At 71.4% G+C, this 19,849-nt stretch carries 17 protein-coding genes and 1 pseudogene; 2 read left to right on the forward strand and 16 right to left on the reverse strand.

Annotated features, from left to right (window positions below; genetic code table 11):
* Window positions 1–126: 126 nt before the first annotated feature.
* The 7 genes from ACFZBP_RS30380 to rpe form a co-directional block, all read right to left on the reverse strand.
* The gene (locus ACFZBP_RS30380) at window positions 127–1,323 is read right to left on the reverse strand and encodes an MFS transporter (RefSeq protein ID WP_391417724.1); all 1,197 of its coding nucleotides are present in this window, start codon (window positions 1,321–1,323) and stop codon (window positions 127–129) included.
* Window positions 1,324–1,564: 241 nt separating this feature from the next.
* Complete coding sequence (locus ACFZBP_RS30385) at window positions 1,565–2,017, reverse strand: Lrp/AsnC family transcriptional regulator (protein WP_062722548.1); 453 nt, start codon at window positions 2,015–2,017, stop codon at window positions 1,565–1,567.
* A 10-nt stretch (window positions 2,018–2,027) separates the two neighbouring features.
* Window positions 2,028–3,509, reverse strand: a complete 1,482-nt coding sequence (locus tag ACFZBP_RS30390; RefSeq protein WP_391417727.1) for an amino acid transporter — start codon at window positions 3,507–3,509, stop codon at window positions 2,028–2,030.
* Between the two features lie 390 nt (window positions 3,510–3,899).
* Complete coding sequence (locus ACFZBP_RS30395) at window positions 3,900–5,342, reverse strand: GuaB1 family IMP dehydrogenase-related protein (RefSeq protein ID WP_383458661.1); 1,443 nt, start codon at window positions 5,340–5,342, stop codon at window positions 3,900–3,902.
* 132 nt (window positions 5,343–5,474) lie between these two features.
* Complete coding sequence (locus ACFZBP_RS30400; protein ID WP_391417729.1) at window positions 5,475–5,786, reverse strand: barstar family protein; 312 nt, start codon at window positions 5,784–5,786, stop codon at window positions 5,475–5,477.
* A 75-nt stretch (window positions 5,787–5,861) separates the two neighbouring features.
* Window positions 5,862–6,905, reverse strand: a complete 1,044-nt coding sequence (locus ACFZBP_RS30405; RefSeq protein WP_370255825.1) for a sugar-binding transcriptional regulator — start codon at window positions 6,903–6,905, stop codon at window positions 5,862–5,864.
* Between the two features lie 78 nt (window positions 6,906–6,983).
* Window positions 6,984–7,670, reverse strand: coding sequence for a ribulose-phosphate 3-epimerase (gene rpe / locus ACFZBP_RS30410; RefSeq protein WP_391417732.1), 687 nt, complete (start codon window positions 7,668–7,670; stop codon window positions 6,984–6,986).
* A gap of 111 nt (window positions 7,671–7,781) precedes the next feature.
* Here rpe and ACFZBP_RS30415 point away from each other — a divergent pair, with 111 nt between their 5' ends.
* Complete coding sequence (locus ACFZBP_RS30415; RefSeq protein WP_391417734.1) at window positions 7,782–9,890, forward strand: MMPL family transporter; 2,109 nt, start codon at window positions 7,782–7,784, stop codon at window positions 9,888–9,890.
* 28 nt (window positions 9,891–9,918) lie between these two features.
* On the opposite strand, the pseudogene ACFZBP_RS30420 reads toward ACFZBP_RS30415, so the two are convergent.
* The 3 genes and pseudogenes from ACFZBP_RS30420 to fmt all read right to left on the reverse strand — a co-directional run.
* A pseudogene (locus ACFZBP_RS30420) lies at window positions 9,919–10,101 on the reverse strand (cobyrinic acid a,c-diamide synthase); the annotation flags it as partial.
* Window positions 10,059–11,477 carry a transcription antitermination factor NusB gene (locus tag ACFZBP_RS30425; RefSeq protein WP_391417736.1) on the reverse strand — a complete coding sequence of 473 codons (1,419 nt, stop codon included), beginning with the start codon at window positions 11,475–11,477 and terminating at the stop codon, window positions 10,059–10,061. The gene ACFZBP_RS30425 and the pseudogene ACFZBP_RS30420, both read right to left, overlap by 43 nt.
* A 106-nt stretch (window positions 11,478–11,583) precedes the next feature.
* Window positions 11,584–12,516, reverse strand: a complete 933-nt coding sequence (fmt, locus tag ACFZBP_RS30430) for a methionyl-tRNA formyltransferase (RefSeq protein ID WP_383458678.1) — start codon at window positions 12,514–12,516, stop codon at window positions 11,584–11,586.
* A 299-nt stretch (window positions 12,517–12,815) separates the two neighbouring features.
* On the opposite strand from fmt, the gene ACFZBP_RS30435 reads away from it, so the two are divergent.
* Window positions 12,816–13,358, forward strand: coding sequence for a hypothetical protein (locus ACFZBP_RS30435; protein ID WP_062722553.1), 543 nt, complete (start codon window positions 12,816–12,818; stop codon window positions 13,356–13,358).
* A gap of 147 nt (window positions 13,359–13,505) precedes the next feature.
* On the opposite strand, the gene ACFZBP_RS30440 is transcribed toward ACFZBP_RS30435, so the two are convergent.
* The 6 genes from ACFZBP_RS30440 to ACFZBP_RS30465 all read right to left on the reverse strand — a co-directional run bounded on the left by ACFZBP_RS30440 (window position 13,506) and on the right by ACFZBP_RS30465 (window position 19,815).
* Window positions 13,506–15,659, reverse strand: a complete 2,154-nt coding sequence (locus tag ACFZBP_RS30440) for a primosomal protein N' (RefSeq protein WP_391417738.1) — start codon at window positions 15,657–15,659, stop codon at window positions 13,506–13,508.
* A 118-nt stretch (window positions 15,660–15,777) separates the two neighbouring features.
* Window positions 15,778–16,986 (reverse strand): methionine adenosyltransferase, encoded by a 1,209-nt coding sequence (metK, locus tag ACFZBP_RS30445; protein ID WP_383458684.1) that lies wholly within the window; start codon window positions 16,984–16,986, stop codon window positions 15,778–15,780.
* Between the two features lie 231 nt (window positions 16,987–17,217).
* Window positions 17,218–18,429, reverse strand: coding sequence for a bifunctional phosphopantothenoylcysteine decarboxylase/phosphopantothenate--cysteine ligase CoaBC (coaBC, locus tag ACFZBP_RS30450; RefSeq protein WP_391417741.1), 1,212 nt, complete (start codon window positions 18,427–18,429; stop codon window positions 17,218–17,220).
* A 106-nt stretch (window positions 18,430–18,535) separates the two neighbouring features.
* Window positions 18,536–18,808, reverse strand: a complete 273-nt coding sequence (rpoZ, locus tag ACFZBP_RS30455) for a DNA-directed RNA polymerase subunit omega (RefSeq protein WP_003988945.1) — start codon at window positions 18,806–18,808, stop codon at window positions 18,536–18,538.
* 67 nt (window positions 18,809–18,875) lie between these two features.
* Window positions 18,876–19,433 carry a guanylate kinase gene (gene gmk / locus ACFZBP_RS30460; RefSeq protein WP_128427752.1) on the reverse strand — a complete coding sequence of 186 codons (558 nt, stop codon included), beginning with the start codon at window positions 19,431–19,433 and terminating at the stop codon, window positions 18,876–18,878.
* Between the two features lie 58 nt (window positions 19,434–19,491).
* Window positions 19,492–19,815, reverse strand: a complete 324-nt coding sequence (locus ACFZBP_RS30465; protein ID WP_003977346.1) for an integration host factor — start codon at window positions 19,813–19,815, stop codon at window positions 19,492–19,494.
* Between the last annotated feature and the right edge of the window lie 34 nt (window positions 19,816–19,849).

Raw genomic sequence — 19,849 nt, forward strand, 5'->3', positions numbered from 1 at the left:
AGCCGCACCGCTCGGCCGGGGACGACATCACCTTCTCCTTCGACATCTTCTCCTTCGACGCGCGTCTTGCGGCGAAGGGCACCGCCGACCCGCCCTTCGAGACGGTCAGGAAGGGCACCGGAGACCTCACGGTCGTGCCGTGGCAGCCCGAGCTCTGGCCAGGGCCAGCGCCGTCGCCAGGTAGGGAATCGCGAGTACGGCGAACACCGTGCCGTGCGCGGCGCCCGTGCCGAGCAGCGCGTACAGGCCGAAGGTGGCGACCGTGGCCAGTTCGGTGCCCAGGCTCGCGACGGAGGTGAGGGTGGCCCGGCGGGACTCGTCGATGCGGTGCTGGAGGCGAACGTCGGCGAGCACCTCCGCCACCTGGAACCCGCCGAAGGCGAGGCCCACGAGGGCGATGCCGGCCACCGAGCCGGCCACCGCTCCCACGGCCAGGGCGAGCGCGGCGGCCGCGAGCAGTGCCGCGAGCCCGGTCGTGCCGAGGCGTTCGGCCGGTCCGGTCAGGAGGCTTCCGGCGGTGACGCCGGCCCAGATCAGCAGGATCAGATAGGGGACGGTGGCCTCGGCCACGCCGATGTCCCGGACCAGCAGCGGCGTGTACTCGTCGAGCGCGCCCCATACGGCGGCGACCGCGGGGACCAGCAGCAGCGCACCCCGGACGGAACGGTCCTCGCGCACCTCGGCGAGCCCGCTCCGCACGGTCGCCGCCCAGCTGTCCTCCCCCTGCTCCGGCCGCTCCCGGTGCTCCGGGAACCGGGTCGCCGTGGCGGCGGTCAGCAGACAGGCGAGGACGCTGGCCGCGCCGACGACGGGGTAGCCGCCGAGCGCGAAGGCAGGCCCGGCGAGACCGACGGAGACCATCGTGCCCACCAGTCGCGCGGCCCGGCCCCGGCCCATCACCCGCGCGTACCGGTCGGCGGCACCCAGCCGGTCCAGCTCGTCGTAGACCAGCGCCTCCAGCGCCCCCGACCCGAGCGCCCCACCGGCGCCCCACAGCACGAAGCCCACCGCGAAGGTCCAGTACGCCGGGGCCATGACCCACAGCGCGAACCCGACAGCGGTGAGCAGCGGCCCGATCCACAGCAGCCGACGCCGCGACACAGTGTCCGCCCAGGCCCCCGAGGGGACCTCCAGCAGGACGCCGGTGACCGACCACAGCGCGAACAGGGAGGAGATCTCCCACAGCGACAGACCGGCGTCGGCGAACAGCAGCGCGTACACCGGGTAGAGCAGGACGAAGTCGTCGAGAAACGAGTAGCCGTACAGCGTGGCCGTAAGACGGCGGACACCACTGACGGGCACACGTGCAGGTGAGAGTGTCATGAGGCCTTCCCGCAGGGACAGTTCGGACGCCGGAGGTACGGCGCCCGAGGCGGCCCTCGGGAGGCATGGCTGGTGGATCAATGTCGCCAGGTCATGGCATCGATGGTAGGCGCCCCTGGCGGAATAGTCCCGGCACCTGCCGCCCCCAGGGGCGCGGGGAACTGCGCGACCAGCCACAACGAATCAGCAGACGGCCCACGACATGACGAGGCACCCCCCACCCCGCCCAACCCGCGGAGCGCTACGCAGGGGACCCGGAAGAGAACCGCCGCAACAAGGGCGACAGCACCAGCACCGACTTGGTCCGCTCCACGAACGGCTCCCCCGCGATCCGCTCCAGGACCCGCTCGAAGTGCCGCATGTCCGACGCGAAGACCTGCACGACCGCGTCCGCGTCCCCGGTCACGGTGGACGCGGCCACGACCTCCTGATACCGCTCAAGACCCCGCCGGATCGTGTCCGGCGAGGTGTTGTGGCGGCAGTAGATCTCGACGAACCCCTCGGTCTCCCAGCCGAGGGCCGACGGGTCCACCCGCACGGTGAACCCGGTGATGGCCCCGGTGGCGCGCAGCCGGTCCACGCGCCGCTTCACGGCGGGCGCGGACAGGCCGACGAGCTGCCCGATGTCCGCGTAGGAGCGGCGGGCGTCCTCGGCGAGGGCGTGCACGATGCGTTCGTCGAGATCGTTCAGCACTGCGGGCGGTTCACTTCACTTCAGGCGTGGCTGCTTGCGTGGCAAGACGGGAACGGCGATAGCCGTACAGGAAGTAGAACACGAGTCCGGCGGCCATCCAGCACCCGAAGACCACCCAGGTCACGGTGTCGAGGCTGAACATGTTGTACGCGCAGAACAGGAAGCCCAGCACCGGCAGCACCGGCCCGAACGGCACCCTGAACGTGCGCTCGAGCTCGGGCCGCCGGTGACGCAGGACGATCACGGCGATGTTGACCAGCGCGAAGGCGAACAGCGTGCCGATGCTGGTGGCGTCGACCAGCTTGCCCAGCGGGATCAGGGCGGCGAGCGCACCGCAGAACACGGACACGATGATCGTGTTGAGCCGCGGCGCACCCGTCTTACGGTGGACCCTGCCGAGGGCCTTCGGCACCAGGCCGTCCCGGGACATCGCGAACAGCACGCGGGTCTGGCCGTAGAGCACGGTCAGCACGACGCTCGCGATGGAGATCACGGCGCCGAGGGCGAGCAGCGTGCCCCAGAAGCTCTGGCCGCTGACATCCGTCATGATCGCGGCGAGGGAGGCCTCGGAGCCCTCGAACTTGGTCCAGTTCCAGGCGCCGACGGCGACGCCCGCGACCAGGACGTACAGCGCGGTCACGATGATCAGCGACAGCATGATCGCCCGCGGCAGGTCCTTCTTGGGGTCCTTGGCCTCCTCACCGGCGGTGGAGGCGGCGTCGAAGCCGATGTACGAGAAGAACAGCGTCGCACCCGCGGCGCTCACGCCCGCCATGCCGAGCGGCATGAAGTCGGAGTAGTTGCCGGACTTGAACCCCATGAAGCCGACCGCGCAGAACAGCACCAGCGCGGCGATCTTGACGGCCACCATGATCGTGTTGGCGCGCGCGGACTCGCGGACGCCGCCGAGCAGGAACACCATCGCCAGCAGCACGACGATCAGCGCGGGCAGGTTGATGATCCCGCCCTCGCCGGGCGCCGAGGACAGCACGGACGGGATGGTGACGCCTATGGTCCCGTCGAGCAGTTCGTTGAGGTACTCGCCCCAGCCGACGGCGACGGCGGCCACCGAGACGCCGTACTCCAGCACCAGACACCAGCCGCAGACCCAGGCGACGAGCTCACCCATCGTTGCGTACGCATACGAGTACGAGGACCCGGCGACCGGGATGCTGCCGGCCAGCTCTGCGTAGGACAGGGCCGAGAAGAGCGCCGTGAGACCGGCGATCACGAAGGCCAGGGTGACGGCCGGGCCGGCCTCCGGGACGGCGTCGCCGAGGACGACGAAGATGCCGGTACCGAGGGTGGCACCGATGCTGATCATGGTCAGCTGCCACATGCCGAGGGAGCGCCGCAGGGACCCTCCCTCGCCCTGGCCACCCTCCGCGACCAGGTGTTCCACGGGCTTGCGACGCATGAGGCGCGCACCGACACCCGGGGACGGTGGGCCGGTCTGGGGACGGTTCTGCGGGGGTGCGCCTTGGTCGAGCACGCGCTGACTCCTTCGTCGCTGCCTCTCGGCACGGCGGGGACGGGCGGCACCCTGCGACAGCAGGAACCCACCGAGCGGGGTCCCTGCCACGCCACGTACGAGGCGACAGCCTACGAGGCAGGACGTTGCTGATGAAATGCAGCAACCTTGCGCGCACCCGCAAGATCATTGCGTTCCTGGGGGCTCGGTGGGTGTTCGTTGCGCGGTGACTTTCGACCGTTGCACGTGCGGGTGCGTGGGGGCTGGTCGCGCAGTTCCCCGCGCCCCTGAGGCACCTGCAGTGGACGCACCTCAGGGGTGCGGGGAACTGCGCGACCAGCCACGAACCACCCGCAGCCGCCCGCATACAGCCGTACCCGCCCCCTTGGGCGAACCGGCGCTGACCGAGCGTCAGCTCCAGCTGGCGTGCAGCGGCTTGCCCTCGGCGTACCCGGCCGCGCTCTGGATCCCGACGACCGCCTTCTCGGCGAACTCCTCCAGGGACCCGGCACCGGCATACGTGCAGGACGACCGCACACCCGCGATGATCGAGTCGATCAGGTCCTCCACCCCCGGCCGGGCCGGGTCGAGGAACATACGGGAGGTGGAGATGCCCTCCTCGAACAGCGCCTTGCGCGCACGGTCGTACGCCGACTCGTCCGACGTACGGTTGGCCACGGCCCGCGCGGACGCCATGCCGAACGACTCCTTGTAGAGCCGCCCGTTGGCGTCCTGCTGGAGGTCGCCCGGCGACTCGAACGTGCCGGCGAACCAGGACCCGACCATCACGTTGGACGCACCGGCGGCGAGCGCCATGGCGACGTCGCGCGGGTGCCGGACGCCGCCGTCGGCCCACACGTGCTTGCCGTACTTCTTCGCCTCGGCCGCGCACTCCAGGACCGCGGAGAACTGCGGGCGGCCGACGCCGGTCATCATGCGGGTCGTGCACATGGCACCCGGGCCCACACCGACCTTGATGATGTCGGCGCCCGCCTCGATCAGATCCCGCACGCCCTCGGCGGCCACGATGTTGCCCGCGACGATCGGCACCCGCGGGTCGAGCGCCCGCACGGTCCGGATCGCGGCGATCATCGACTCCTGGTGACCGTGCGCCGTGTCGATGACGAGCGTGTCGACGCCCGCGTCGAGCAGCTGCTTGGCCTTGCCCGCGACGTCGCCGTTGATGCCGACGGCGGCGGCGATACGCAGCTTGCCGTCGGCGTCGACGGCCGGGGTGTACAGCGTGGCGCGCAGGGCGCCCTTGCGGGTGAGGATGCCGGCGAGGCGGCCGTCCGCGTCGACGGCGGGGGCGTAGCGCCGGTTGTGGTGGTCGAGGGTGTTGAAGGCCTCGCGGGGGTCGAGGCCGGCGTCGAGGAGCAGCAGGTCACGGGACATGACCACTTCGAGCTGGGTGAAGCGGTCCACGCCGGACAGGTCGGTGTCGGTCACCACGCCGATCGGCTTGAAGTCGTCGTCGACGACCACACCGGCGTTGTGCGCGCGCTTGGGCAGCAGGGCCAGCGCGTCGGCGACGGTCTGGTGCGGAGCCAGCACGATCGGGGTGTCGAGGACGTGGTGACGGCTCTTCACCCAGGAGACGACATCCGTGACGACGTCGATCGGGATGTCCTGCGGGATGACGACCAGGCCGCCGCGCCGGGCCACCGTCTCGGCCATCCGGCGGCCGGCGATGGCGGTCATGTTGGCGACGACCAGCGGGATCGTGGTGCCCGTGCCGTCCGGGGAGCTGAGGTCCACGCCCTGCCGCGACCCGACAGCGCTGCGGCTCGGGACCATGAAGACGTCGTCGTACGTCAGGTCGTACGCGGGCTGGATGTCATTGAGGAAACGCACGTGCTGCACATCCCAGTCGATCAGAGGTGGCCCCCGGACAGGTCAGCCAGGGGAGAAGAGCACGTACTTCATTGTCCCATGCTGACCGGATCGCGCTGCACGGTCGCTTCATACGAGCAGGTCAGAGGGGCCTTAGGAGGATCCTCCGAGAGCGAGCATCACACTGAGCGACGGCGCCCGGTCCACGGCCGCGGAGAACACCTCCTGGGCGATCTCCCACTCCTCCGGCCGCGCCTTCGCGTACGGCTGCCAGTTCCGTACGACGACCAGCAGCCCGTCCGCGGCGTCGGCGGGCCACACGGAGGGATCGGCGAGGCTGTCGGCGAGGGCGTCCCAGTTACGGCCGAACCAGTCGGGGAACTCCAGGGTGAGGGCGCAGCGGTCCATCAGGCCCGCCTTGTCCGTGACGCCGTCGAGGTCCAGCGTGACCGCGAGGTCCGTCATCTCAGTACCGCCAAGTCCGTAGTGCTCGTCGATGAACGAAGGGGGCGGCCACCGGACCGCCCCCCTGACATACCGTCACTGTCCGTCCGGGTCGGCCCTGTTGAGCGTCGACCTCGGGGTCGGCCCCGCCGTCATCAGCACGTCGGCCGCCGAGGTGTCCGTCACCAGGCTGGTGACCAGCCCGGATCGCAGCACCGCGTCGATCGCGGCGGCCTTGCGCGCCCCGCCCGCGATGGCGACGACCTCCGGGATACGGCGGAGCTGGTCCGCCTTGACCGTGATGCACCGCTCCCCGAGGTCCCGGCCGACCCGGCGCCCTTCGGCGTCGAAGAGGTGCGCGGACATCTCGGCTGCGACGCCGAGCGAGGCGTAGTGGGCCCGCTCCTCGTCGCTGAGCATGTCGTGCACCGTCGAGATACCCGGCTCCCAGGAGCCGATGGAGACACAGGCGACCGTGACCTTGTCGAAGTACTCGAAGGCCCGGGCGATCCCGGTCTGGTGGCGCAGCGCGGCCGCGGTGGCCGCGTCCGGCAGCAACATCGGCGCGTAGATGGGGTGGGCGTCGCCGCCGGAGACCTGAGCGGCCCGCCGTACGGCCTCCACCGAACCGCGCTCGGCGGTCCCGGCGTCGTACACGCCCGTCAACTGCACCACCGTGCAGGGCGGCAGCCGGTCGAGGGCGGCCGCCATGTGGATGGTGGAGCGGCCCCAGGCAAGGCCCAGCACATCCCCCTCGTTGACCAGCTCGCCGAGCAGGTCGGCGGCCACTTCTCCCAGGTTCTCGGGGTCGGGCGTCTCCTCGGCCTCGGCCGGGGACTCGACCACGACGGCGTGCCTGAGGCCGTAGCGGGCGCGCAGCGCGTCCGAGCGCTCCGCGTCCAGTTCGGCCGGGACTCGGATCTCGATGCGCACCAGATCCCGTTCGAGAGCGGTCTCCAGGACCCGGGCCACCTTGAAGCGGCTGACGCCGAACTCCTCCGCGATCTGGATCTTGGACTTGCCCTCGAGGTAGAAGCGGCGGGCCATGGCCGCCGCCTGCACCAGCTCAGCGGGTCCCATCCGCATGGCTGACCGGCCCGCCGACATACCCGACACGGCGATCTCCTCACTGCTGTTCACACTCTGGATTCGCCGTTCATCCTTGCAGATCCGGCGCTCTTGATCCGCCCTGATGGGCGCCGTTCACGTTCCCTTGGCTCAGTGGTCGCATGCCCAGGCGGCGGTCTTCGTGACCGCCTCCGCCTGAGCACGCAGCCCGCGGACCGCTTCGGCCGGGTCCTCGGCCCCGTACACCGCCGAACCGGCGACGAACACATCGGCACCCGCCTCGGCGCATCGCTCGATGGTCGAGGCGGAGACTCCGCCGTCCACCTGGAGCCACAGCTGCAGGCCGTGCTTGCTGATCAACTCGCGGGTGCGGCGAATCTTCGGAAGCATGATGTCGAGAAACGCCTGGCCACCGAAGCCCGGCTCGACCGTCATGATCAGCAGCATGTCGAGTTCGGGGAGCAGATCCTCGTAGGGCTCGATGGGCGTCGCGGGCTTGAGCGCCATGGAGGCGCGGGCGCCCTTGGCGCGGATCTCCCGGGCGAGTCGCACGGGTGCGGCGGCGGCCTCGACATGGAAGGTGACGGAGGAGGCCCCCGCTTCCACGTACTGGGGCGCCCAGCGATCGGGAGCCTCGATCATCAGATGGCAGTCCAGCGGAGTGTCCGTCGCACGGGCCAGGGACTCTACGACCGGCACGCCGAGCGTGAGGTTCGGGACGAAATGGTTGTCCATGACGTCGACGTGGAGGTAATCGGCTCCCTCGACCGCCTTCGCCTCGTCCGCGAGGCGAGCGAAGTCGGCGGACAGGATGCTGGGGTTGATCTGCGCGGCCATGCCCCAAGCCTGCCATGCCCTCCGGGGGTGAGCAGCATCGGTCCCGGATGGAAACGGTCGTATGTTCGCTGAGCGCCGTCCGTGGCTGGTCGCGCGGTTGCGGGAGTGGGTATGAAGGAGAACCGCGGTATCGCGCATCTGGTCTGCGGACGGCGTGCCAAGTGGGTCGTGCTGGTGCTGTGGCTGCTGGCGCTGTTCCTGACGGCGCCCTTCGCCCAGAAGCTGACCGACGCACAGGACAACGACGCGGCGTCCTGGCTGCCGGGGTCCGCGGAATCCACCCAAGTCCTGGAGATCTCGGAGAACTTCAGGCCGGAGCAGATCCCCGCGATCGTCGTCTACGCCCGCGACGGCGGCCTGACGGCCCAGGACCGGGCGGCGATCAGCGCGGACGTCGCCCGGCTCGAGCAGCTCACCGACCACGGCATCCGGGGCGCCGAGACCCGAGGGCCGGTCTTCAACCGTGCGGTGGACCCGCAGGCCGCCCAGGTCCAGGTCCCGATCACGATGGACGAGAAGGGCTGGGAGCGCATCGCGCCGGCCGTCGACTCCATCAGGGACGTCGTCGGCACCGGCGGCGCCGGGCTCGCCGTGCACATCACGGGCCCCGGCGGCACCTCCGCCGACTTCTCCGACGCCTTCGAGGGCATCGACTCCACGCTCCTGCTGTCGGCGATGGCGGTCGTCATCGTCATGCTCCTGATCACCTACCGCAGCCCGACCCTGCTCCTGGTCCCCCTGATCTCGGTGATCGTCGCCCTGTTCACCGCGCAGGCCTTCATCTACCTCCTGGCCGAACACGCGGGCCTGACGGTGAACGGCCAGAGCGCCGGCATCCTCACGGTCCTGGTCTTCGGCGCCGGAACGGACTACGCGCTCCTGCTGGTGGCCCGCTACCGGGAGGAACTGCGCCGTCACGAGGACCGCCACGAGGCGATGGCGCTTGCCCTGCACCGCGCGGGCCCCGCGGTGATCGCCTCCGGCGCGACCGTCGTCCTGAGCATGCTGGTGCTGCTGACGGCGGAGATGAACTCGACGAGGGGCCTCGGCCCGGTGGCGGCGATCGGAGTCGCGGTCGCCCTGATCGCGATGACGACCCTGTTCCCCGCCCTCCTGGTCATCTTCGGCCGCTGGATCTTCTGGCCGGTGATCCCGCACCTCGGCACGGAGAACCCGGAGACCCGAGGCATCTGGGCCCGCATGGGCCGCCGTATCTCCCACCGCCCCCGCATGGTCTGGACGGTCACGGCGCTGGCCCTGGCCGTCTGCTCCCTCGGGCTGATCCAGCTGCGCGCCGAGGGCCTGAGCAACGCCGACGCCTTCACCGACAAACCGGACTCCATCACCGGCCAGGAGATCTCCGAACGCTACTTCCCGGCCGGCAGCGGCGACCCGCTGGTCATCATCAGCAACCAGGCCCAAGCCGTACAGGTCGGCCGCGCGGTAGCCGGGACAGACGGCGTCGTCCCCACCTCACTCGGCCTGCCCCCGGGCACGAAGCCCCTCTACGAGGGCAAGGTGCTCTTCGAGGCGACGATGACCGCCCCCGCCGACAGCGAGGCCGCGAAACAGACCGTCGAACGGGTCCGGGACGCCGTCCACGCCGTACCGGACGCGGATGCCCAGGTCGGCGGCGGTACGGCGGCCCTGCTCGACATGGACGAGGCGACGACCCACGACAACGTGCTGATCATCCCGTTGGTCCTCCTCGTGGTCCTGCTGATCCTCACCGCGCTGCTCCGCGCCCTGATCGCCCCGCTCCTGCTGATCGGCACGGTGATCCTGTCCTTCACCGCCGCCCTCGGCATCAGCGCCCTCGCCTTCCGCCACCTCTTCGACTACGCGGGCGAGTCCACCGACTTCCCCCTCTTCGTCTTCGTCTTCCTGGTGGCCCTGGGCATCGACTACAATATCTTCCTCACCACCCGCATCCGCGAGGAAGCAGCCCGCCAGGGCACGCGCGCCGGCGTCGTCACCGGCCTCGCCGCCACCGGCACGGTCATCACCTCCGCCGGCCTGGTCCTGGCCGGCACCTTCGCCGCCCTCGGCACCCTCCCCATGGTCGCCTTCGCCGAAATCGGCTTCACGGTAGCCCTGGGCGTCCTCCTGGACACCTTCATCGTCCGCTCGATCCTGGTGACGTCCCTGTTCCTGGACGCGGGCCCGAAGGTGTGGTGGCCACATCGCCTGTCCCGGGGCACCGGTCAGCCCGGCGCGTGAGGTGCACCGCCAGCCCGCCCACAGGCACCCTCAGCCCGTCCGGCGCTTGAGGACGAGGCCCGAAGGGCCGACAGCGGGGTCTGGGGGCGCAGCCCCCAGCGGGGTCGAAGGGACGCTGCCCCTTCAGGGACGGGACGGGTAGGGGCGGCGGGGGCGAAACCCTCCGCCTCAGCCCACCCGCCGAATCAGCGCCAGATACATCGCATCCGTCCCATGCACATGAGGCCACAACTGCACGTCAGGCCCCTCCCCCAACTCCGGCACCCCCACCAACAAACCCCGAGCATCGATCAGCTCAGCCCCACCCCGCTGCTTCAACACGTCCCCCACCACAGCCCGGGTCTCCGCAAGATGAGGCGAACACGTCGCATACCCCACGACCCCACCCACCCGCACAGAGTCAAGAGCCGCCCCCAACAGCCCTCGCTGCAACGGCGCGAACCCCTCGAGATCCTCCGCCCGCCGCCGCCACCGAGCTTCCGGCCGCCGCCGCAACGCCCCCAGCCCCGTACACGGCACATCCACCAGCACCCGGTCAAAACTCCCCGCCCGCCACGCCGGCCGAGTCCCATCCGCGGTGATCACCTGATACGGCCCCGGATTACCCTCCAGAGCCTTCGCGACCAATCCCGCCCGATGCGCCTGCTTCTCGGAGGCGAGCAACATCGCCCCTCGCTCCGCGGCCAACGCCCCGAGCAGCGCCGCCTTCCCCCCGGGCCCGGCACACCCGTCGAGCCACTTCTCGTCGCGCCCCTCCAACGGCGCGTTGGCCAGCGCGAGAGCGACGAGCTGACTCCCCTCGTCCTGCACCCCCGCACGCCCTTCCCGCACGGCCTCCACGGCCCCCGGCTCCCCGCCTTCGGCGAGCCGCACGGCATACGGCGACCACCGCCCCGGCACCGCGGCCTCCTCACCGAGCAGTTCCTCGGTCGTGGCCCGCCCCGGCCGCGCGACGAGCGTCACCTCGGGCCGCTCGTTGTCGGCGGCCAGCAACCGCTCGATCCCGGCCCGCCCACCCCCGAGCGAGTCCCACAGCGCCGAGACGACCCACCGCGGATGCGAGTGCACGAGGGCGAGATGGTCCTCGGGGTCGTCGTCGTACGGCGGAGCGACCCGCTGGATCCACCCGTCGAGATCGTTTTGCGCGACCTTCCGCAGCACGGCGTTCACGAACTTGGCCCGCCCGTCGCCCAGAACCACCCGCGCGAGCTCCACGGACGCGGACACGGCGGCGTGCGGCGGGATCCGCGTCCCGAGCAACTGGTGCACACCCAGGCTGAGCACGTCGAGCACCGGCGGGTCGACCTCACGCAGAGGCCGGTCCACACAGGCGGCGATGACGGCGTCGTACGTCCCCTGCCATCGCAGCGTCCCGTAGACCAGCTCGGTGGCGAGCGCGGCGTCCCGCCCGTCGAAGTCGCCCTTCTCCCGCGCCTTGCGCAGCAGCGGCGGCAGCACGAGGTTGGCGTAGGCGTCCCGCTCGTCCACGGCGCGCAGCGCCTCGAAGGCGAGGATGCGGACGGGGTCCTTCTGGGGCCGTCGATAGGGCTTGCCGGTTCTGCGGGGCCGACGGGAGGTGTCGCTCACGTAAAAGGTGCTCCGGATGTGCGGGAAGAGATGTACGACCAGCCTACGTCGCACCAGGACCCGGGCGTACGGCCGGTACGGCCGAGGCCATGGCGCCGTGGGCCGGTCAGACCCCGAGCTTCTCGCCGTCCCCGATCCGCACGCCGCGCGCCCAGTCGGCGGCCCGCATCGGCTTCTTGCCCTGGGCCTGCACCCACAGCAGCTCGACGGCGTACGACCCGGTCCCGACGTACACGTTGTTCTTCCCCACGGACAGCGCGCCCGGGGCGAGGTCGTCCCGCCCGGGCACCGGCTGCACCTGGATGAGCTTGAGCCGCTCGCCACGGAAGGTGGTCCAGGCACCCGGGGCCGGGGTGCACCCACGCACGAGACGGTCAACGCGCAGAGAAGGCGCGGCCCAGTCGATGTGGGCGTCCTCGACGTTGACCTTGGGCGCGAGGGTGATCCCGTCGTTCGGCTGCGGCACGGCCTTCAGGGTGCCGTCGGCGATCCCGTCCATGGTCGCGGCGAGCAGCCCGGCGCCGGCGAAGGCGAGCCTGGTCAGCAGGTCGCCGCTGGTGTCGGTGTGCCGGATCTCCTCGGTGACGGTGCCGTAGACGGGCCCGGAGTCGAGCCCCTCCTCGATCAGGAAGGTGGAGGCCCCGGTGATCTCGTCGCCCGCCATGATGGAGTGCTGCACCGGCGCGGCCCCACGCCAGGCCGGCAGCAGCGAGAAGTGCAGGTTGACCCAGCCGTGGGCCGGGATGTCGAGCGCGACGCGGGGCAGCAGGGCGCCGTAGGCGACGACGGGGCAGCAGTCGGGGGCGATCTCCCTGAGCCGCTCCAGGAACTCGGGGTCCCGCGGCCTGGCCGGCTTCAGCACCTCGATCCCGGCCTCCACGGCCCGCTCGGCCACCGGACTCGCCACCATCCGACGCCCCCGCCCCGCCTGCGCGTCCGGCCGCGTCACGACAGCGGCCACCTCGTGCCGCCCGGAGGCGATCAGAGCGTCCAGAGCGGGAACAGCAACCTCAGGGGTACCGGCGAAGACAAGCTTCATGGGTGGACACGGGCCTCTCGGGCGGGGTCGGTTGGGCGACACACAAGTCTATGGGTGCCCGGGACGGGGCTCACATGCGAACCCCACGACCGTGGGTGGGCAGGTGTCCGAGGCCGAAGACCGAGGCGCGTACCCCCACCCAGGGGCGTGGGCATATGCCCATACGCCCCCACTGCGTGACCCCCGGACCGCTCCCGCGTTGGTCAAGAAAGAGTTGACCACAACGGGCCGCACCCGCCACACCGCCGTACCCGCGGCGCGGCCCTCTCCTTTTCAACGCCGGTTCGAGAGGCTTGTTCATGGCCGACCACGCAACCCACGACGCCCAGGCTCGGGCCAGCCTGCACTTGCTGGTGCGGGACATCGAGCGGGTCCGCCGGCAGGTGGACGCACTGCGTACGCTCACCGCCCAGCTGGGCAACGTCTACCGCCCGCGCCGCTCCGGCCCCTCCACGGGCTTCGTCGTCTACGGACGCGCCCCCGCCCCGACGGTCCGTCTCGCCCAGGAGCTACGGGACAGCGTCGAAACCCTGGTCACGGCAGCCGTGGACTTCGACCGCTCGCTCGGCTTCTCCTGGGACGCGGTCGGTTCCGCCCTCGGCGTCACCAAGCAGGCCGTCCATCGCCGCTACGGCGCGCGCCGCGCCGCCACCCAGGCGGCGGCCGAGGCCGAGCGGACCACCGAGCCCTCGGGCACCCGGACGGTCAACGTCACCACGGCTCTGCCCCCGGTGCCGACCGTCCCCGCGGCCCGCTCCATGCCGACGCAGCCGACGGCAGGCAGTCCCGCCATCCGCGACGAGGCCAGGCCCACGGCGTTCCCCGGCCCTCGCAACGGCTGACCCCCCCCCCCCCAAACGCTCTGCCCTCCCGAAGCGCACCCGGGAGGGCAGAGGCATGTCCGAGCCGGCTCAGCAGGCCTCCCCCCGCCCTCAGGTGTCCTCAGGCACCGCACGCTCTTCGCGCCCTCGCCCCAGGGCCCACCGCCCTCACCCGATGTCCGGCGGATCGATCCGAACGCGCACCGCGGCCTCGCCACCCCCACGCGCCATCCGCGCCGCCTGCGCAGCCTTCAACGCCGCCGCCAACGCGGCCCCGCTCCCGGGCGGCACCCGCACCAACGCCCGCTCCCACTGCTCGCCCGGCGGCGGCGCCCCCACGCGCCGAGGTCGCCCCACCGCCGTGACGGGCACCGGCACGGGCCCCAACACCTCGGCCTCCGGCGGCAGTTCAACCGTACGGAGGAATTCGGCGACCGCCTCCGCGGGCCCGGCCACGGAAGCCATCCGGGACACCGGCGGAAACCCGAGCTCGGCCCGCTCCCCGAGCTCCCGTACCGCGTGCCCGACGGGGTCCCACCGCACGAGCGCCTGCACCGGCCGCAGCGTGGGCTCGGCCACGACGACCACGGTCCCCCCGGCGCCCTGCGGCCGCACCAGTGAGGCGGCGGCCATCCAGCGGCGCAACGCGTCCTCCCCGGCCCGCAGATCGGGCCGCCCGAGCATGGCCCAGCCGTCCAGCAGCAGAGCCGCCGCATAACCGCCCTCGGCGACGGGTTCGGCCCCCGGCGTGCTCACGACCAGCGACGGCGTCCCCGGCACGGTGTCCAGCACCTGCTCACGCCCGGAGGTCCGAACGGGTACGGCGGGAAAGGCCCGCCCCAACTCCTCGGCGGTGCGCCTCGCCCCCACCACCTGGGCCCGCAACCGGAACCCACCGCACTCCGGGCAGTGCCACGCCCCGTCCTCGCGTCCGCACCACCCGCACCGCAGATCGGCTCCGGAGCCCTGCGCCTCCAGCGGCCCGGAGCAGTGCCGACACCGAGCGGGCGCCCGGCAGTTGGCGCAGGCCATCCGCGGCACATAGCCGCGCCGGGGCACCTGGACCAGCACCGGTCCCTGCCGCAGCCCCTCCCGCACCGCCTGCCAGGCGAGCGTCGGCAGCCGAGCGGCCCGCGCGGCCTCGTCCCGTGCGAGGTCGGCGTCCCCCACGGTCCGTACGAGCGGCGCCGCACCCCGCACCTGCTCCCGCCCGGCGACCAACGGCCGGGCCCAGCCGCTCTCCACGAGTTGGGCGGCCTCGACGGTGCAGCTCCAACTGCCCAGCAGAAAGCCGCACTTGTCCTGCGCCGCCCGCAGCAGCAGCACATCGCGCGCGTGGGGCTGCGGGGCGTGCAGCTCGCTGTGGCTGTCGTCGCCGTCGTCCCAGAGGGCGACCAGCCCGAGATCCCGCACCGGCGCGAACATGGCCGCCCGGGTCCCCACGACCGCCCGCACACTCCCCCGGCGTACCGCGAGCCACTCCCGATACCGCTTCTCGGGCCCGGCGTCGGCGGTGAGCACCGCATGCCGTCCCTTGCCCATGAGCGCGGCCAGGGCGGCGTCCACCCGCGCGACGGCCCGCCCGTCCGGCAGCACCACCAGCGCGCCCCGTCCGGAGGCCAGTGTCGCGACGACGGCCCGCGCCAGTTCGTCGCTCCAGCCGGGCCCGGGCAGCGCGTTCCACACGGCACGCGGGGCGCCCCCGGACGCCAGCGACTCCAGAAAGGCGGCTCCCCGCTCGTACCTCCCCCAGGACCCCGCCTCGGGCCTGCCGGGCGGCGTCAGCGGCTCCGGTGACGGCCGCTGCTCGGCCCGTGCGCTGCGCGGCGGCACGGCCAGCTGGAGCACATCGGCGAGCCCGCCGGCGTACCGGTCCGCCACGGCTCGCGCGAGCCCGAGCAACTCCTCGCTCAGCACCCGCTCGGGGGAGACGACCTGCGCGAGCGCCGCGAGCGGCCCGGAGTAGTCGGACTCGGCAAGGCGTGCGACCAGGAACCCGTCGATGAGCCCGCCGCCCTCACGCCGCCCCTCCCGCACCCGATGCCGTCCGGCGCCGAACCGCACCCGCACCCGCACCCCGGGCTGCGCGTCGGCGTCGAGCTCCGCGGGCACGGCGTAGTCGAAGTACCGGTCGAGGTGCAGTACGCCCTTGTCGACGAGGACTCGGGCGACCGGCAGTTCCTTCGCGAGCTCGGCCCCCCGCCAGGTCCTGGGCTTGGCCCGCGGCACCTTCGCCTGCCGCACGGTCTCCCGAATGAGCGCGAGCTGCTCGGGCGAGGCCCCCTCGGCCCCGCCCTCACCCTTGTCGTTCTCGCTGCTCACGCCTGCATTCTTACCAAACGCCACTGACAACCGACGACGCCCGAGTTCCCGCACGACGACGCGGCGAGGCCCGGCCTCCCGTGCGGGAGACCGGGCCTCTTGCGGAGCTGGGGACGCCTTACAGGCCCACGGCCTTCTGCAGCGCCTCCACCCGGTCCGTGCGCTCCCAGGTGAACTCCGGCAGCTCACGGCCGAAGTGGCCGTAGGCGGCGGTCTGGGCGTAGATCGGGCGGAGCAGGTCCAGGTCGCGGATGATCGCGGCCGGACGCAGGTCGAAGACCTGGTCGATGGCCTTCTCGATCTTCTCGGCGTCGACCTTGGCGGTGCCGAAGGTCTCGACGAACAGGCCGACCGGCTCGGCCTTGCCGATCGCGTACGCCACCTGCACCTCGCAGCGGGAGGCGAGGCCGGCCGCGACGACGTTCTTGGCGACCCAGCGCATCGCGTAGGCCGCCGAACGGTCCACCTTGGACGGGTCCTTGCCGGAGAACGCGCCGCCGCCGTGGCGGGCCATGCCGCCGTAGGTGTCGATGATGATCTTCCGGCCGGTCAGGCCCGCGTCACCCATCGGGCCACCGATCTCGAAGCGGCCGGTGGGGTTGACCAGGAGGCGGTAGTTCTCGGTGTCGAGCTTGATGCCGTCGTCGAGGAGGGCCTTCAGCTCCGGCTCGACCACGAACTCACGGATGTCGGGCGCGAGGAGGGAGTCGAGGTCGATGTCGCTCGCGTGCTGCGAGGAGACGACGACCGTGTCCAGGCGGACCGCCTTGTCGCCGTCGTACTCGATGGTGACCTGCGTCTTGCCGTCGGGGCGCAGGTAGGGGATGGTGCCGTTCTTGCGGACCTCGGAGAGGCGCTTGGACAGGCGGTGCGCCAGGAAGATCGGCAGCGGCATCAGCGTCGGCGTCTCGTCCGTCGCGTAGCCGAACATCAGGCCCTGGTCACCGGCGCCCTGGCGGTCCAGCTCGTCCTCGTCGCCCTCGACCCGCGTCTCGTACGCGGTGTCCACGCCCTGCGCGATGTCCGGCGACTGCGAGCCGATCGAGACCGAGACACCGCAGGAAGCGCCGTCGAAGCCCTTCTTCGAGGAGTCGTAGCCGATCTCGAGGATCTTGTTGCGGACCAGCGTCGCGATGTCCGCGTACGTCTTGGTCGTGACCTCTCCGGCCACGTGCACCAGACCGGTCGTGATCAGGGTCTCGACGGCGACGCGGGACGAGGGGTCCTCACGCAGAAGCGCGTCGAGAATGGTGTCGCTGATCTGGTCAGCGATCTTGTCGGGGTGACCCTCGGTCACGGACTCCGAGGTGAACAGGCGACGGGACACAACGCTCCCTGGGGTTGCAGCGGCTGCTGGCTGATCATTGGCGGACGGGACGGAGGCTGCGCCCGGCGTCGTCCGAGGACAGTTTATCTGTCGTGCTCGGCCACCGACCCCCTGTCTCGCCTCTCGGGAGCGCTGTGACCTGCGGCACGGGCATTCTGCCCAATCCCACGCGCCCTTGGCCAGGGGCGCCACACCCGAATCGGGTGAGGCTCCCGGGACGCCGACAACGCATCAGACATGGGATCCCAGTCGGCGTGCCACCAGGTCCCACACGGTTTCGGCCAGGGCCTCCTTGGGCCCGTAGGGCACGGGTGTCTCGGTGCCGTCGGCGCCCAGGACGACCGCCTCGTTCTCCTCGGAGCCGAAGGTCTTGCGCTCGCCCACCTCGTTCACCACGAGGAGGTCGCACCCCTTGCGCTCCAGCTTCTTACGGCCGTTGGCCAGGACGTCGTCCGTCTCGGCGGCGAAGCCGACGACGACCTGGCCGGGGCGGGCGCGGTCGGTCGAGATCTCCGCGAGGATGTCCGGATTCCGCACCAGGACGATGGGCTCGGGCTCCTGGCCGTCCTGCTTCTTGATCTTTCCCGCGGCGTACGTGGCCGGGCGGAAGTCCGCGACCGCCGCCGCCATGACCACCGCGTCGGCGTCCGGCGCGGCCTTGAGGACCGCCTCGCGCAGCTGGACGGCCGTGCCGACCTGGACGACGTCCACGCCGGCCGGGTCGGGCATGCCGGTGTTGGCGGCGATCAGTGTCACCCGGGCGCCCCGGGCGGCGGCGGTGCGGGCGAGGGCGTAGCCCTGCTTGCCGGAGGAGCGGTTACCGAGGAAGCGGACCGGGTCGAGGGGCTCACGGGTGCCGCCGGCACTGACGACGACATGCCGTCCCTCGAGGTCGGGCTCGGTGCCGCCGCGGGCCAGCACGCGGCGGCAGACCTCGAAGATCTCCGTGGGGTCGGGCAGTCGGCCCTTGCCGGTGTCGACGCCGGTGAGGCGGCCGACGGCGGGCTCGATGACGATCGCGCCGCGTCGGCGCAGCGTCGCCACGTTCTCCTGGGTGGCCGGGTGCTCCCACATCTCGGTGTGCATGGCGGGGGCGAAGACCACGGGACAGCGGGCGGTGAGCAGGGTGTTGGTCAGCAGGTCGTCGGCGAGGCCGTGCGCGGCCCTCGCGAGCGTGTCGGCGGTGGCCGGGGCGACGACCACCAGGTCGGCGTGCTGGCCGATGCGGACGTGCGGGACCTCGTGGACCTCGTCCCAGACCTCGGTCGAGACGGGGTTGCCGGACAGGGCGGACCAGGTGGCGGCGCCGACGAAGTGCAGCGCGGAGGCGGTGGGCACGACCCGGACGTCATGCCCGGACTCCGTGAGCCTGCGCAGCAGCTCACAGGCCTTGTACGCGGCGATGCCGCCGCTCACCCCCAGAACGACCTTGGGCTTGTCCACCGGGCCTCGCCTCCCACTCGTTGACCGACAACTCCATGACACACCACAGGCCCGACAGTCGACTGCCGGGCCTGTGGATAAGCCAGCTCAAAGCTGAAAATACTACTTACTGCGCCGGGCCCTCGACGGCCTCGGACGTCAGCAGACCCGCGTTGATCTCGCGCAGGGCGATCGAGAGCGGCTTCTCGTGCACGTGGGTGTCGACGAGCGGACCGACGTACTCGAGGAGGCCCTCGCCGAGCTGCGAGTAGTACGCGTTGATCTGGCGGGCACGCTTGGCCGCGTAGATCACGAGGCTGTACTTCGAGTCGGTGGCCTCGAGGAGCTCGTCGATCGGCGGGTTGATGATGCCCTCGGGCGCGGAGATGGAAGAGGACACGCTCTACCTTCCGATGGATGGGAAAGATTTAGTGTGAATGATCAAGCCTGCAAACGATCAGGCACGATCACACAACGTCCATCAAGGCTAGCAGCTCGCGCGCCACGTCCTCGACGGAGGTGTTGACCAAGGTCACATCGAACTCCGGCTCGGCCGCCAGCTCGATCTTCGCCGCGTCCAGCCGACGCTCGATCACCTCGGGCGGCTCGGTGCCACGTCCGGTGAGTCTGCGCACGAGCTCCTCCCAGGAGGGAGGGGCCAGGAACACGAGCTGGGCCTCCGCCATGGACTCGCGGACCTGCCGGGCACCCTGGAGGTCGATCTCCAGGAGCACGGGCTCCCCCGCCTCCAGCCGCTCCAGCACGGCCGCACGCGGCGTGCCGTAGCGGTTGCCGGCGAACTCGGCCCACTCCAGCAGCTCACCGTTGGCGATCAGCTTGTCCATCTCGTCGTCGGTGACGAAGAAGTAGTGGACTCCGTGCCGCTCGCCGGGACGCGGCTTGCGGGTCGTCGCCGACACCGAGAGCCAGACCTCGGGGTGTTCCTTGCGCATATGGGCGACGACCGTGCTCTTGCCGACCCCGGAGGGGCCGGAGAGCACGGTCAGCCGCGGACGTTCACTCATGCAGCGATTATTCCAGCAATCCCGGAGTGCCCGGGACTCCCGGTCCGGAGAGACCGGATCAGGAGCCGGTGCTGCCGAACTCGCGCTCCAGGGAGGCGATCTGGTTCGAACCGAGGCCACGCACGCGGCGGCTCTCGGAGATGCCGAGTCGCTCCATGATCTGCTTGGCGCGGACCTTGCCCACGCCCGGCAGGGACTCGAGCAGGGCGGAGACCTTCATCTTGCCGATGACGTCATTCTCCTGGCCCTGCTTGATGACCTCGTGAAGCGAGGCGCCGGAGTGCTTGAGTCGATTCTTGACCTCGGCCCGCTCCCGGCGAGCCGCGGCGGCCTTTTCGAGCGCGGCTGCGCGCTGTTCAGGGGTAAGGGGCGGAAGAGCCACGCCTACGTCACCTCGGATGTTGAACTGTCGGATA

This window comes from Streptomyces sp. NPDC008086 (assembly GCF_042957325.1).
In the GTDB taxonomy this organism is placed as follows: Bacteria; Actinomycetota; Actinomycetes; order Streptomycetales; family Streptomycetaceae; genus Streptomyces.

What these genes read in the sequence shown, in the direction of transcription:
- ACFZBP_RS30380 (WP_391417724.1), bottom strand. Translation starts at nt 1,323, where the DNA reads ATGACACTCTCACCTGCACGTGTGCCCGTCAGTGGTGTCCGCCGTCTT.
- ACFZBP_RS30400 (WP_391417729.1), bottom strand. Translation starts at nt 5,786, where the DNA reads ATGACGGACCTCGCGGTCACGCTGGACCTCGACGGCGTCACGGACAAG.
- rpe (WP_391417732.1), bottom strand. Translation starts at nt 7,670, where the DNA reads ATGGCCGCGCAGATCAACCCCAGCATCCTGTCCGCCGACTTCGCTCGC.
- ACFZBP_RS30415 (WP_391417734.1), top strand. Translation starts at nt 7,782, where the DNA reads ATGAAGGAGAACCGCGGTATCGCGCATCTGGTCTGCGGACGGCGTGCC.
- fmt (WP_383458678.1), bottom strand. Translation starts at nt 12,516, where the DNA reads ATGAAGCTTGTCTTCGCCGGTACCCCTGAGGTTGCTGTTCCCGCTCTG.
- ACFZBP_RS30435 (WP_062722553.1), top strand. Translation starts at nt 12,816, where the DNA reads ATGGCCGACCACGCAACCCACGACGCCCAGGCTCGGGCCAGCCTGCAC.
- gmk (WP_128427752.1), bottom strand. Translation starts at nt 19,433, where the DNA reads ATGAGTGAACGTCCGCGGCTGACCGTGCTCTCCGGCCCCTCCGGGGTC.